This is a genomic window from Clostridium sp. BL-8 (genome assembly GCF_002006495.1).
Taxonomy (GTDB): Bacteria; Bacillota; Clostridia; order Clostridiales; family Clostridiaceae; genus Clostridium.
Window position 1 is genome coordinate 89833 of sequence record NZ_LZZL01000006.1, and the last position, 12125, is coordinate 101957.

A 12125-nucleotide genomic window follows, 5' to 3' on the forward strand; every position below is an offset into this window, starting at 1 on the left:
AGGTGAAAAATATGATTAAAATATATAGCCTATATGATGGCTGGAATTTAACAGAAATAACTCCAGTGTGCAAAAGTGTTGAATTATCAGCATCATTAGATCAGCCAGCAAGAAAGTGTGCATTTACCATGGCTTATTCGACAACAGATCTTAATCAGCCAAGAGTACAAATAGGACCAGGAACTTTAATTAGTATTGTTGAAGAAAATTATGGAGAAATCTTTAGAGGAGAAGTTATAGACAGGACTTTAGATACTTCAAATCAAGAAGAAACTTTCACTTGCTACGATTATATGAGATTTATTATGAATTCCTCAACAAGTATGAATATAAAAGATATCACTCCGGAGGAGGTTACAGTTAAAGCGTGTCAGGAAGTTAATATAACGCCAGGGGATATAATATCAACTGGCATATCTATTAACAGGGTATGTCCAGATAAAAGTTACTATAACATAATAATGGAATGTTATACGGAAGTAAGCAAACAAAATGGTAAAAAATATATTCCTATAATGAAATCTGATAAATTAAATGTAATTGAAAAAGGACAGGTCATTTCAGATTATGTACTTCAATCAGATAAGAAGGATATTTATAATAATAATTTAATGGACATGAGTTATAAGGATTCTATAGAAAATATGGTAAATAGAGTTAAGATCTTTGATTCTGATGCAAATTATGTTGATGAAGTAGAAAATTCAGATTATGTAAGAAGCTATGGTGTGTATCAAACAACTTATACAGTAGAAGATGATAAAGATCCTTATACAGTAGCACAAAATAAACTTCATGGATTTGAAGAAGATATTGAAATTGAAGCACTAGGCAATTACAGCTGCATAACAGGCTATGGAGTTAAAACTAAGATATGGTATTTAGACATTTTAAGTGATGCAACAGTATATATAAATACTGATACTCATACCTGGGAATGTGGTACAGGAAAGTATACAATGAAGCTTACTGTAAGCTTTAGTAACACAATGGATTTACAAGAGGAGGATAGCTAATGGATCCGTATATAAAAATGCTTAATCTAATGAAAAAGAAAGGTGCAGAAAGTAATCCACCATCTATAGGTATAGGTAAAGTCATAGCTCCTCCACCAGAAATAATAGTTCAAACAAATAATTTACAGCTATATAAGGATGATCTTTATATAGCTGATTATTTATTATCGGGTTATTCGAGGCAGATTTCAATAACAAATTCTTCTGGAACAGCTATAAACACGTTAGATACAATCAAAGTTGGAGATGAGCTTGCAATTTTGCCTACAGAAGATAATCAAACCTGGATAATACTTTGTAAGGTGGTGAAATGTAATGGCTGATGTATTACCAACTGCTAATTCAAATTTAGCAGCTGCAATTGCTTCCTTTCCAACGCAAGAAATAGAAGCAAATATACCTAGAGAATATGCATGGGACTTTGAAAAAAATGATTTTCAGCTAAAAGATGGTAAGTTTCAAATTGTAGAGGGAATAGAAGCATTAAAAATATGGATATGGAAAGCACTTAAAACAAGTAGATACACATATCCAATTTATAGTGATAATTATGGACAGGAACTTGACAAGTTAATAGGCGAAGGTTTAAGTAAAAGCTTAGCTGAAAGTGAAGCAAAAAGATTAACTTTAGAATGCTTAAAAGATAATGAACATATTCTAAGCATAAGAAGTTTTAGTGTGGATAAAAGTAATGACGTTTTAAGCATTACTTTTACAGCAATAACCGATTGTGGGGAGGTGACAATTGATGTATGAAAATAATACTGAAGAAGTTTTAAGGGAGCAGATGCTTGAGGACATTGATTCTGGAATATCTAAAAGTGAAGGATATTTCGTATATGATGCTATTGCACCTGCAGCCAAGAAAATAGCACTGTATTATGGAGCTTTAGATACAATTTTAAAGTTAGTATTTGGTGAGGCTGCACCAGAAGTTCCAAAAGAAGATTATGATAATTTTATAGATCAGGATGCAGTAAGACACGGTTTAGAGAGAAAACAAGGTTTATATTCAGTAGGTGAAGTTAAATTTACAGGCCTGGACGGTTCAGTAATTTATATAAATGGTATTGTGCAGACCGTTGAAGGGTTAAGATATAAGGTAACTTCTCAAGGAAAAATTAGTAATGGAGAATGTACCTTACCTATTCAGGCAATGGAGCTAGGAGCCAAATATAATGTACCATCAAATTCTATAGTACAAATTCCAATTAAAATAAATGGAATAACAGGTGTAAGCAATGCAAATCCAACTACTAGCGGAACGGATACTGAAACCAGTGAAAATCTGTTAGAAAGAATTATAGCTAAGGAAAGAGAAGAAAGCAGCAGTGGAAATGCATATGATTATGAAAAGTGGGCACTTCAAGTATCAGGAGTTGAATATGTTAAAATAAGTCCTCTTTGGAATGGAAATGGAACCGTCAAAATAATAGTTGCAGGGAAGAATGGGGCTCAATTGGACGACGCAATTGTACAAAACGTAAAGGATTATATTGCTCCGGAGGATGGAAAGGGAAGTGCAAAAGCTCCCATAGGGGCTACAGTTACAGTAGTATCAGTTAATCCATTAGAAATAGATGTAAGTATTGCAGGGCTTATTATAGAAAATGGTTTTAACAGTGATGACGTTAAAAATAATATAAAAGCAAACTTACAAGAATATTTTCAAGGAATTCCAGTAGGTGGAGTTGTAAAAATTAATACAGTTGAAGCTACGGTGGTAATGACTACAGGAGTAAATGACATAACATCAATTAAGCTAAATGGAGATACTAAAAATATAATCACTTCTAATGAAGAAAAGGCATCTCTAGGAGGAATAGCCTATGAGTAATTCTTCAGATTCAACTTTAACAAGCAGTATCATAGGAGAAATAGGAATACTTACAGCTGAAAACTCAGAAAAGCTAAAAAGTTATGTACTTGATGAAATAAGAAACAGTAGTATTTTTAACGAAATATTTAATGCACATGGACAGGTGCTTGATAAGATGGGGTTAGATATTTCGGATTTATTTTTGCAGGTTTTGCCTCAAACAGCAACTGAGTGGGGATTAACATTTTGGGAAAAGCGTGTAGGAATTACAACGAATACTTCAAAATCCATAGAAGAAAGAAGAGCCAAAATACTAGCAAAGCTAAATACAAAAGGAACGACAACAGTTGAAGTAATAAGGCAGATTTGCAAAAGCTTTGTCTCAAATGTTGAAGTAATCCAGCATAACTCAGATTATTATTTTGAAGTGAATTTATTGACAGCTACAGGTTTTCCATATGCTTTAGACGGTTTATATGATTCAGTAGAAATAGCTAAACCAGCTCATCTTGGAGTTAAGTACAAATTAATTTCAACAACTGAATCAGAAATCTACTATGGGTTATCAGCTATGACAGGAGAATGCCTAACAGTTTATCCTTGGATTGCTAAGAACATTGAAACAAGTGGAAAGATAGAAGAAGGTATTAGCCAGAATGTAGGTTCAGAAAGTATAACACAAAGTAAGGCGGTGATTTGATTTGGCAGAAAATTTTTATACAATGCTAACTATAGTAGGAAAAAATAAATTGTCCAGTTCACCTATTTCAGGAAATAAAGTCAATTTTAAAACCTTAAAAGTAGGAGATGGAAAAGGAGCTTATTATGAGCCTTCAGAAAATCAAACTTCCCTTGTAAATAAGGTATGGGAAGGAAATATAAGCTCAATTTCAATAGACGAAAATAACTCAAACTGGATAGTAGTAGAAACAGTAATACCAGCATCTGATGGAGGCTTCTTCATTAGAGAAGCTGGTATTTTTGATGAAGATGGAGATATGATTGCCATAAGCAAACTGGCAGAAACCTATAAACCAGTAGTAGCGGAAGGAAGTACAAAAGATTTAGTTATTAGAATTGTACTAGAAGTACTCAATGTAGGTAATGTAACTATAAAAATAGATCCTAATGTGGTGGCTGCAACTAAGAATGATGTGCAGGTGTTAGAGGCAAAATTTGAAGATGTTAGTGCACAATTGTCAGAAAAGATGGAGTTATACGTTGGACAAACATTACCATCTATAGCAGATAGAAAAGAAAATACTTTGTATTTTAAAGTAACAGATACTATAAGTTTAGGAACAACAGATACAGTTAAAGTAAGCCCTACAATGGGCATAAAAATAGTTTAGAAAGAGAGGAAAATAAAAATGGCATTACAAAAAGTAAGAGTTCAATTATTAAATGAAAGCACAGGTGCTGTATTACAGGAGGTTGATGTATTAACAAGTGCAGACTCAGTAACATTTTCAGACGGGCAAACATTTCAACAAAAGTTAGATGCTGGATTATTAAAAGGGGCAACCGGTGCAACAGGGGCACAAGGTATTCAAGGTGCTACTGGAGCACCTTTTGCAATTGCTAAAACATATAATTCAATTTCTGCTATGAATGCAGGATACAGTACAGATGGATTAGCACAAGGAAGTTTTGTATTAATAGATACTGGGAGTGTAAATGATACAGATAATGCAAAATTATATGTTAAAGGAACAACAGCATATACTTATCTTACAGACCTTAGCGGAGCACAGGGTATTCAAGGGCCACAAGGTATTCAAGGGGTACAAGGAGTTAAGGGAGATACTGGTGCAACAGGAGCTGCTGGAGCTACAGGTGCAACTGGAGCAACTGGTCAAAGAGGCTCACAATGGTTTACTGGAACTGTTATAACCGGAACAAGCACAACAGCAACAGTTTTTAGCAGTAGTGGAATATCATCAGCTTTAGTGGGAGACCAATATTTTAATACTGCAACCTGCAATGTATATCAATGTACAGTTGCGGGAAATGCAAGTACAGCACAGTGGACATATACTGTTTGTTTAAAAGGTGCTACGGGTGCAACAGGAGCAACTGGAGCCACAGGCCCCCAAGGTATTCAAGGCCCAGCTGGTGCAGATGGAGCATCTGTTAAATATGGGACTGATTACTCAAGCGGAACACAAGTAAAATTATTTTTAAAGACTATGTAAAGGAGGCTAAAATATGTCTATAAATAATGTAGAAATACAGGATAGTAATGGAAATGTTTATTATCCACATACAGATTCGAGTGTAGTTAAATTCGGAAATTCTGATGTTGGTACAGCATTGTCAGAAAAGGCGAATGATACAGATTCAGCTAGAACAACAACAAGCAAGACAGTCACAGGAGCTATTAATGAATTAAATTCTAATAAAATAAATAAAACATCTATTGTAAATAATTTAACTGCAACTGTAGCGGGTTCTGTATTAGATGCAACCCAAGGAAAAGTAATATCTGATTTAATAACTGGATGTATGAAAAATGGGTATGGTGTAGATTATGGAAACAATATATTTGGAAATGATTTGAATACTTGGAATATATCAGGCGTTTATCAATGTAATAGTTCGACCACAAATGTGCCGTCTGGAACTGATGGATGGGGAACATTAGCTAATTTAATAACTTATAACTCCAGTATAAGTGGAAGTACTGGTGTGCAATTTTTTTATGCATGGAATTACGCACAGATATATATAAGATATAAAAGAGGAACAACTTTTAGTACATGGAAATCACTTCTATAAAGGAAAGAAAGGATGATAGATAAATGGATAAAATAATATTAAATGATAATACAAGTTTAGAATTTAATTCGATTACTAATTTTAGTAATGCTTTAGCAATTACTTTTACAGGGAAAACTATAACGGATATAGAGCCATTAATGACAAAAGAGAACCTTGCAAAAATACAAGAAGTACATGAAGATGAAACAGTTTATGGAATTTTTAATAATTTTGAATGTATAAGTATAACTAAAAATTTAGCTGATGAATCAATTACGGTAAACTTATCAAAGTTAGATGATACACAAGTTAAAATTACAGATATGCAAACACAAATATTTAATTTAACTACACAATTAATTGCTGGAGGTGCTTTATAATGGATTGGTTTGATTTTTGTAAAGATTATTTCGATTTTGGGATAGCTAATGCAGATAGTTTAAAAATATATGTAGCAAAAAATAAGATAACAGCAGATCAGTATAAACAAATTACAGGAGTGGATTATGTAGCAAGTGCTACATAATAGAAAAATATGGTGCAAAGTATGTGTAAATAAATAATTAATATATGTTGCAATAATAAAATTATATTTAACATATATATACATTAAGTAAATATCCATATGTTAAATGTAGAAGATCAATTGCAACATATAAATTAAAAATTTTAGTGATTTATTTCATCAGTTCAACAAAGGCAGGTGACAAAATGGATAGAAACCTAGTACAAGAAAAACTCGAAGAACACGATAAACGATTAAATAAGCATGATAATAAAATTGAAACACTAGAGAAGAATGATGCTATAAGCAAGACGAGAATAGATAGTTTATGTAAAAGCCTGGATGACTTAACTTCTACTTTGAAGTGGTTATCTGGGTTTTTATTATCTTCAACAGGTTTATTGATTGTCTATTTTATAGAGCAATTATTGAGTAAATAGAGAGGTGGAAAGAAATATGTTAAATATCGATTTAAAAGCAAGATTAAAAAATAAAACTTTTTGGGTATCAATTATAGGAGCAATATTGCTCTTATCACAACAGTTAGGAGTTAATGCTAGCAAATTTATTCCTAGTAATTATGTAGATATAATAAATACAGTTTTTACGATTTTAACAATTGTAGGAATTACTGTAGATACATCAACAGAAGGAATAAGTGATAAAATTGTTTCAAGTACGACTGCGCAGGTTAGTGATGAAACAACTAATAAGGAAGCTAAAGCAGAAATTGAGTCAACAGCTGCAGAAAATGCAGTTAAAGAAGATAATCAAAGTAACTTTGATAATGTTTCTGTAAATGCAGCTGATAAAGAAAGTGAGACAAATGAAAATATTGAAGTTTCAAGAAATGTACAAGCTAATTCAGAAAGTTTAGCTAGTTCAAAAATAGTGGTAGACAATCCTGATAATATTCAGCAAATTGGAGCAACTGTTAATTCCAACAGTGCAACGATGCCAAATTAGGAGGCAGAACAATGAGTAAATGGGCATGGTGTTTAGTTAATGATGATAATACTTTAGCTATAGGCTGGAATCAAATAGGTGACTATTGGTATTATTTTTATTCAAATGGGCAGATGGCTTGTGACGAATGGCTCAAATTAAATGATATTTGGTATAGAGTAGATGATAAAGGTCAGATGCTTACAGGATGGTGGCAAGATTCGAGCACTAGTAAGTGGTATTACTTAGAGCCTTCAAGCAATGGTTCAAAGGGTGCTATGTATAAAAATGGCACTTTTAGTATTAATGGAAAAAGCTATACCTTTAAGGAGGATGGAAGTTTTATTGATAATTCCTTGATATCTGATAAACTAATTGATTTTGTTAAGTCTTTTGAAGGCTTTTCAGCTACTCCTTACTTTGATGAAGTTGGGGTAAAAACATTAGGATATGGCATGACGGGTACTGATATAGAAGGTTTAGAAAGTGTTACAGAAGAGGAAGCAACTCAAATGTTAAAAGATTTAATTAATGATAAGTATGCTCCTGAAATAAAGTCTGGATTAGAGGATAAAGGTGCAAACCTTACACAAAATGAATTTGATGCTTTAGTATCAATGAGCTATAATGTTGGCACAGCTGGAGTATTAGGATCTACGTTGTTTAAAAACGTATGTGCAGGTGTTAGAGATGGTAATATAATTACCTTGGATTTTCAAGCTTGGAGTAAAGCAGAAGGACAAACACTTGCAGGATTATATAAAAGAAGAACAAAAGAAGCTAACATGTTTTTAAAGGCTGATTATACAGGAAATATATAGTATATGTGAGTGATTTTCATATATCATGAGTAAAGGTAAATTGAGTAGAAATGCTTAATTTACCTTTATTTTTTTGCTTAAATTTAATAAGGCACAATCAAAAAAATAACAGACCAGTATGCTTGCCTGTTTTGTGTAATATGCGTCAGCAAATTTTACTAATAGACCCGCTAGAAGCAGAGAATTTGCTTCCTTACCTAATGCAAAATATGCGTCTCATCTTTGGTCTATTATTTTCTTTCATGTGCCTAACTTTTTATCATCATTAAAAGCGTTTTATTCCAATACTGTTATTACAAAATATGCTATAATAACCATATATTTAAATAAGATTGATGAGATTTTATGAGGAGGCGTAAATAGTGTCTAGTTTAACAGAGTATAAAAATATAAAAGCGATTTTATTTGATTCAGGCAGAGTTTTAAATGGACCAAGATCAGGGAAGTGGTTTATTTCTCCAAAGTTTTTTGAATATATTAATCCACAAGAGTATAAAGAAATCAGTTCTTCTGATAGAAATAATGCATTTGAAAAAGCAGGGAAATACATAGATGAACAAAAATTAATCACTACGGAAGAAGAAGAGTATAAGCACTTTCTAGAATTTTTCAATATATTTTCTATGGAATTACCACAATTACAGTTAAGCTTAGAAAAGATACAACTGCTAGCCAAGGATTTGGTATTCAATTATGATAAATATGAATTTTATAGTGATGTTTTTGAGGTGATACCAAGACTGAGTAAGAAATATAAACTGGCAGTAGTATCGGATGCCTGGCCATCTTTAGAAAATGTGTTTAGGCAAGTTAAACTACGAGATTATTTTTCTTCATTTGTCATTTCTTCTGTGAAAGGAGTAACTAAGCCTCATGAACTAATGTATAAAAGTGCGCTTTCTGAATTAAATGTAAAACCAGAAGAAGCTTTGTTTATAGATGATAACCCTAGTAATTGTGAGGGGGCATGCAAGCTAGGTATTAATGCTATTTTACTTAATAGAAATAAATTATTATTACTCAAAAATAAAATAACCAATAAGAATAGATATAAAGTGCTTTCTAATTTATATGAGTTAGAAAAAGAAATTAATTAAGGAAAAATAACAGAGCATGGGAGAGTTAGGGATGGAAATTATCAATGTAGATAAAAGTAACATAGAAGTATTTTCTAAAGTGTTAACAGAAGCAGAAAAATGGCTTGAATCAATAGGACAAACTATGTGGAAAATAGAAAATTTAACACCTTACGAGCTGCTAAAAAAATATGACATCAATGAAATGAAATTATGTTATGATAATGGGAATTTAATTGGAGTATACATTTTGCAGTGGTATGATCCACTTTTCTGGAAGGAACTTAAAAAGTATGAATGTGGCATCTTACATAAGTTGGCTATTAGAAGAGAATATAGCAAAATGGGATATGGGGGAAAGATAATTGAATCGGCAGAAGAACTATGCAAAAAACAAGGAGTAAATTCTTTAAGACTTAATTGTGGAACTTTCAGGCCAAGGCTTCGAAAGTTTTATGAATACGCTGGATTTAAGATGGTTGATAGGGTTTTTATAGATAATAGAGATCAAGTCAGGTATACAAAAACTTTAGATGAAGATTACAAATTAAATTTAAGAAAAGAAATTAAGCATTTTATAATAAATCATACAGAAGAGGATATGCCATGTATAGAGAAGGTTTCAAAGGTGCTAGAAGATAATTATAATAGAATTACAACTAATTTAAATCAGCAAATTGATGAAAAAGTTATTATTGAGATTCATCATGATATGAAAAGACTTCATAGTGCTTTGGGACTTTCGGATGCACCTGATTGGATAAGGGGAGGGCTTGGAAAAGGTAAGATTATAATAGCATCACCATTAAATCCACCACCAAGCTCAGATTTTAACAATGTTTTAAATACAGCGGTTCATGAATTTGTTCATATTATAGTAAATAAAATAAATAATAATAATATTCCACGATGGTTAAATGAAGGAATAGCCTGTTATGAAGCCAAGGACAATGATCAAAACTGGATAAGGAGAACAGTTAAGAATGGATTAATGAATAATACACTTCCTGTATTCAAGGAATTAGATACTGGAGAGGATTTTTATATGTTTTTTAAACGAGATGGCTATCAATATTCATACACTATAGCAGAATTTATAATTAAAGAGTATGGTTATAATAAGCTATATAATTTAATAAAAGCTCCAGATGATTTCACAGGTATTTTTGGTATAAAAGAGAAGCAAATAGAAAACAGATGGATTGAATATATAAGAAAAAATTATAAGTGAATTCATGTATAAGTGCAAATATTAAACTGGGAATAAGTAGGTTAGAATTTGCACTTATTTTTATTATATAAAAGTATTTATGAAAGTTAACAGATTGTGACTTGTATAATAGTATAAATATTATTATACTTTATTAGGCACATAAATATTTTAATAAATTTAGTATATGAGATAAAAAAGGTGGTGAATCTGAGTGGACGACTATCTGGCCCAGCAATTTTATAAAAATTTAATATTGAAAAGGGAGGATCTAAGTTTTACTGCTCATTTTAGCTGACTTTATTTCCTCCCTGTGATTGGAGGAAATTATTATGTTTGCATTACCATTTAGGAATGAAAGAAAGCAGCCTATAGTTTTAAGGAGATTAGATGCGCAAGTGAGGATAATCGAATTTAATGGACTAAAATGGATTGACATTACGAAGCCTACCAATAAGGAAATTGAGATGTTAGAAGAAATGTATGATTTCCATGAACTTCTTTTAGAAGACTGTATGACTGAACATCAAAGGTCAAAGATAGATACTTATGAAGATTACAGTTTTATAGTGCTTCACCTTCCAAGGTATAAGAAAGAATTTACAAGGATAGAATCTGAGGAAATAGATATATTTATTGGCCATGATTATTTAGTAACACTTCATGAAGGTGAGCTTAAGCCATTAGTTGATTTGGCTGAAAAATGTCATTCTAGTGAAGAGGCACGTGAAGAATACATGAGAGAAGGTTCTGCATTACTACTCTATGAGATAACTAAGTCATTATTTGACTACTGTTTTCCAATGCTTGATAAGATAGGAAACATGGTTAATGAAATAAACAAAGAAGTATTTACTACTCGTTCTAAGGCAATGCTTGAAGCTATTTCAAGGACTAAGATGCAGATAATAAATTACAGAAGTGTAATTAAGCCTTTAAGACCAGTTATAATAACTTTAGAGAAAGTTATTACCAAATATCTTCCTGAGGATATGGACATTTATTTTGATGATATTACGGATAAAATAGAGAAAATATGGGACATGCTCGAAAATTATAAGGAAGTTATAGAATCTGCGGATAGCACATTTGCATCACTTACTAATCATACAATGAATGGACTTATGCGTACCTTTACCATAATTCAAGTTGCAATCTTACCAATGACTTTGGTAAGTGGACTTTTTTCCATGAATGTACAAGGTATTCCCATGCATGAATATGAATTTGCATTTTGGATAGTATTCGGGATGATATTTATTCCAACTGTATTCATTGGAGTAGTCTTACTTCTTAAAAAAGATAAGTGGTTTTGAATCATAAATTATAAAAAATTAGTATCGTATTATTCAATAAATTGAATTTTACGATATTTTTTTATTTGGAAATTATAGAATTAGTTGGAAAAATATGCTACAATAAATCATATTTGTGATATTAAGGGAAGGGTTTGGAATATATTTCGCATTTTATTACAATATATTAGAAAAATTTTAATCTATGGTTTAGAAATGATTTCATATATTGAAAATGTAATTAAAAAGATTATCTTTCAATAATAATATTGCAAAGACATAACTAATTTAGGAGGAAGTGGAAATGAAGTCAGCTGGAATTGTGAGAAAAATTGATGAACTTGGAAGAGTGGTAGTCCCAAAAGAAACAAGAGAATTACTATTTATTGCTGAAGGTGATTCATTAGAAATTTTTAAGGATGAAAAAGAAATAGTATTAAAAAAGTATTCACCAGGATGCACTTTTTGTGGAAATATGGCTAATATCACTAAATTTAAAGGATTAGATATTTGTGGAGATTGTAAGAATGATCTAATTGCGTTAAAATTATGACGATTTATTATTGCTTTGCAAAGGTATAGAATTATATAATGTATTACATAAACTCTTCCTTAAAGCTGCAAGGGAGGGTTTTTATGATATATGTTGCAATTAAAAATTTAAAAGGTACAATTGAC

17 protein-coding genes are annotated in these 12125 nt (G+C 31.4%); all 17 read left to right on the forward strand.

Annotation, left to right across the window (positions count from 1 at the left end):
* Positions 1-11: 11 nt before the first annotated feature.
* The 17 genes from CLOBL_RS02705 (at position 12) to CLOBL_RS02785 (ending at position 12000) form a co-directional block, all read left to right on the forward strand.
* Positions 12-1016 carry a terminase gene (locus CLOBL_RS02705; RefSeq protein WP_077857598.1) on the forward strand — a complete coding sequence of 335 codons (1005 nt, stop codon included), beginning with the start codon at positions 12-14 and terminating at the stop codon, positions 1014-1016.
* The gene (locus CLOBL_RS02710) at positions 1016-1339 is read left to right on the forward strand and encodes a DUF2577 domain-containing protein (RefSeq protein WP_077857599.1); all 324 of its coding nucleotides are present in this window, start codon (positions 1016-1018) and stop codon (positions 1337-1339) included. The genes CLOBL_RS02705 and CLOBL_RS02710 overlap by 1 nt, the downstream gene beginning before the upstream one ends.
* On the forward strand, positions 1332-1772 hold the full coding sequence (locus CLOBL_RS02715; RefSeq protein WP_077857600.1) for a DUF2634 domain-containing protein: 441 nt from the start codon (positions 1332-1334) through the stop codon (positions 1770-1772). The genes CLOBL_RS02710 and CLOBL_RS02715 overlap by 8 nt, the downstream gene beginning before the upstream one ends.
* Positions 1765-2853 carry a baseplate J/gp47 family protein gene (locus CLOBL_RS02720; protein ID WP_077857601.1) on the forward strand — a complete coding sequence of 363 codons (1089 nt, stop codon included), beginning with the start codon at positions 1765-1767 and terminating at the stop codon, positions 2851-2853. The genes CLOBL_RS02715 and CLOBL_RS02720 overlap by 8 nt, the downstream gene beginning before the upstream one ends.
* The gene (locus CLOBL_RS02725) at positions 2846-3535 is read left to right on the forward strand and encodes a putative phage tail protein (RefSeq protein ID WP_077857602.1); all 690 of its coding nucleotides are present in this window, start codon (positions 2846-2848) and stop codon (positions 3533-3535) included. The genes CLOBL_RS02720 and CLOBL_RS02725 overlap by 8 nt, the downstream gene beginning before the upstream one ends.
* A 1-nt stretch (position 3536) precedes the next feature.
* Entirely contained in the window at positions 3537-4187 is a 651-nt protein-coding gene (locus CLOBL_RS02730) for a phage tail protein (RefSeq protein WP_077857603.1), read from the forward strand.
* A gap of 18 nt (positions 4188-4205) precedes the next feature.
* Positions 4206-5030 carry a hypothetical protein gene (locus CLOBL_RS02735; protein WP_077857604.1) on the forward strand — a complete coding sequence of 275 codons (825 nt, stop codon included), beginning with the start codon at positions 4206-4208 and terminating at the stop codon, positions 5028-5030.
* A gap of 13 nt (positions 5031-5043) precedes the next feature.
* Positions 5044-5613, forward strand: coding sequence for a pyocin knob domain-containing protein (locus tag CLOBL_RS02740; RefSeq protein ID WP_077857605.1), 570 nt, complete (start codon positions 5044-5046; stop codon positions 5611-5613).
* Between the two features lie 23 nt (positions 5614-5636).
* Positions 5637-5975 (forward strand): hypothetical protein, encoded by a 339-nt coding sequence (locus tag CLOBL_RS02745; protein WP_077857606.1) that lies wholly within the window; start codon positions 5637-5639, stop codon positions 5973-5975.
* Complete coding sequence (locus tag CLOBL_RS02750; RefSeq protein WP_077857607.1) at positions 5975-6121, forward strand: XkdX family protein; 147 nt, start codon at positions 5975-5977, stop codon at positions 6119-6121. The genes CLOBL_RS02745 and CLOBL_RS02750 overlap by 1 nt, the downstream gene beginning before the upstream one ends.
* A gap of 185 nt (positions 6122-6306) precedes the next feature.
* Positions 6307-6540 (forward strand): hemolysin XhlA family protein, encoded by a 234-nt coding sequence (locus tag CLOBL_RS02755; RefSeq protein WP_077857608.1) that lies wholly within the window; start codon positions 6307-6309, stop codon positions 6538-6540.
* A 16-nt stretch (positions 6541-6556) separates the two neighbouring features.
* Positions 6557-7066: a phage holin gene (locus CLOBL_RS02760; protein ID WP_077857609.1), complete on the forward strand. Its 510-nt coding sequence runs from the start codon at positions 6557-6559 to the stop codon at positions 7064-7066.
* Positions 7067-7077: 11 nt separating this feature from the next.
* Positions 7078-7866: a lysozyme gene (locus CLOBL_RS02765; protein ID WP_077857610.1), complete on the forward strand. Its 789-nt coding sequence runs from the start codon at positions 7078-7080 to the stop codon at positions 7864-7866.
* Positions 7867-8228: 362 nt separating this feature from the next.
* The gene (locus tag CLOBL_RS02770; protein WP_077857611.1) at positions 8229-8963 is read left to right on the forward strand and encodes an HAD-IA family hydrolase; all 735 of its coding nucleotides are present in this window, start codon (positions 8229-8231) and stop codon (positions 8961-8963) included.
* A gap of 31 nt (positions 8964-8994) precedes the next feature.
* Complete coding sequence (locus tag CLOBL_RS02775; RefSeq protein WP_077857612.1) at positions 8995-10173, forward strand: GNAT family N-acetyltransferase; 1179 nt, start codon at positions 8995-8997, stop codon at positions 10171-10173.
* Between the two features lie 311 nt (positions 10174-10484).
* Positions 10485-11468, forward strand: coding sequence for a magnesium transporter CorA family protein (locus tag CLOBL_RS02780; RefSeq protein WP_077857613.1), 984 nt, complete (start codon positions 10485-10487; stop codon positions 11466-11468).
* A gap of 283 nt (positions 11469-11751) precedes the next feature.
* Positions 11752-12000: an AbrB/MazE/SpoVT family DNA-binding domain-containing protein gene (locus CLOBL_RS02785; RefSeq protein ID WP_077857614.1), complete on the forward strand. Its 249-nt coding sequence runs from the start codon at positions 11752-11754 to the stop codon at positions 11998-12000.
* Positions 12001-12125: the final 125 nt, after the last annotated feature.

Bases quoted from the DNA above. Each gene is read 5' to 3' on its own strand.
- CLOBL_RS02705 (WP_077857598.1), top strand. From the start codon at position 12: ATGATTAAAATATATAGCCTATATGATGGCTGGAATTTAACAGAAATA.
- CLOBL_RS02710 (WP_077857599.1), top strand. From the start codon at position 1,016: ATGGATCCGTATATAAAAATGCTTAATCTAATGAAAAAGAAAGGTGCA.
- CLOBL_RS02715 (WP_077857600.1), top strand. From the start codon at position 1,332: ATGGCTGATGTATTACCAACTGCTAATTCAAATTTAGCAGCTGCAATT.
- CLOBL_RS02720 (WP_077857601.1), top strand. From the start codon at position 1,765: ATGTATGAAAATAATACTGAAGAAGTTTTAAGGGAGCAGATGCTTGAG.
- CLOBL_RS02725 (WP_077857602.1), top strand. From the start codon at position 2,846: ATGAGTAATTCTTCAGATTCAACTTTAACAAGCAGTATCATAGGAGAA.
- CLOBL_RS02735 (WP_077857604.1), top strand. From the start codon at position 4,206: ATGGCATTACAAAAAGTAAGAGTTCAATTATTAAATGAAAGCACAGGT.
- CLOBL_RS02740 (WP_077857605.1), top strand. From the start codon at position 5,044: ATGTCTATAAATAATGTAGAAATACAGGATAGTAATGGAAATGTTTAT.
- CLOBL_RS02745 (WP_077857606.1), top strand. From the start codon at position 5,637: ATGGATAAAATAATATTAAATGATAATACAAGTTTAGAATTTAATTCG.
- CLOBL_RS02750 (WP_077857607.1), top strand. From the start codon at position 5,975: ATGGATTGGTTTGATTTTTGTAAAGATTATTTCGATTTTGGGATAGCT.
- CLOBL_RS02755 (WP_077857608.1), top strand. From the start codon at position 6,307: ATGGATAGAAACCTAGTACAAGAAAAACTCGAAGAACACGATAAACGA.
- CLOBL_RS02760 (WP_077857609.1), top strand. From the start codon at position 6,557: ATGTTAAATATCGATTTAAAAGCAAGATTAAAAAATAAAACTTTTTGG.
- CLOBL_RS02765 (WP_077857610.1), top strand. From the start codon at position 7,078: ATGAGTAAATGGGCATGGTGTTTAGTTAATGATGATAATACTTTAGCT.
- CLOBL_RS02775 (WP_077857612.1), top strand. From the start codon at position 8,995: ATGGAAATTATCAATGTAGATAAAAGTAACATAGAAGTATTTTCTAAA.
- CLOBL_RS02780 (WP_077857613.1), top strand. From the start codon at position 10,485: ATGTTTGCATTACCATTTAGGAATGAAAGAAAGCAGCCTATAGTTTTA.
- CLOBL_RS02785 (WP_077857614.1), top strand. From the start codon at position 11,752: ATGAAGTCAGCTGGAATTGTGAGAAAAATTGATGAACTTGGAAGAGTG.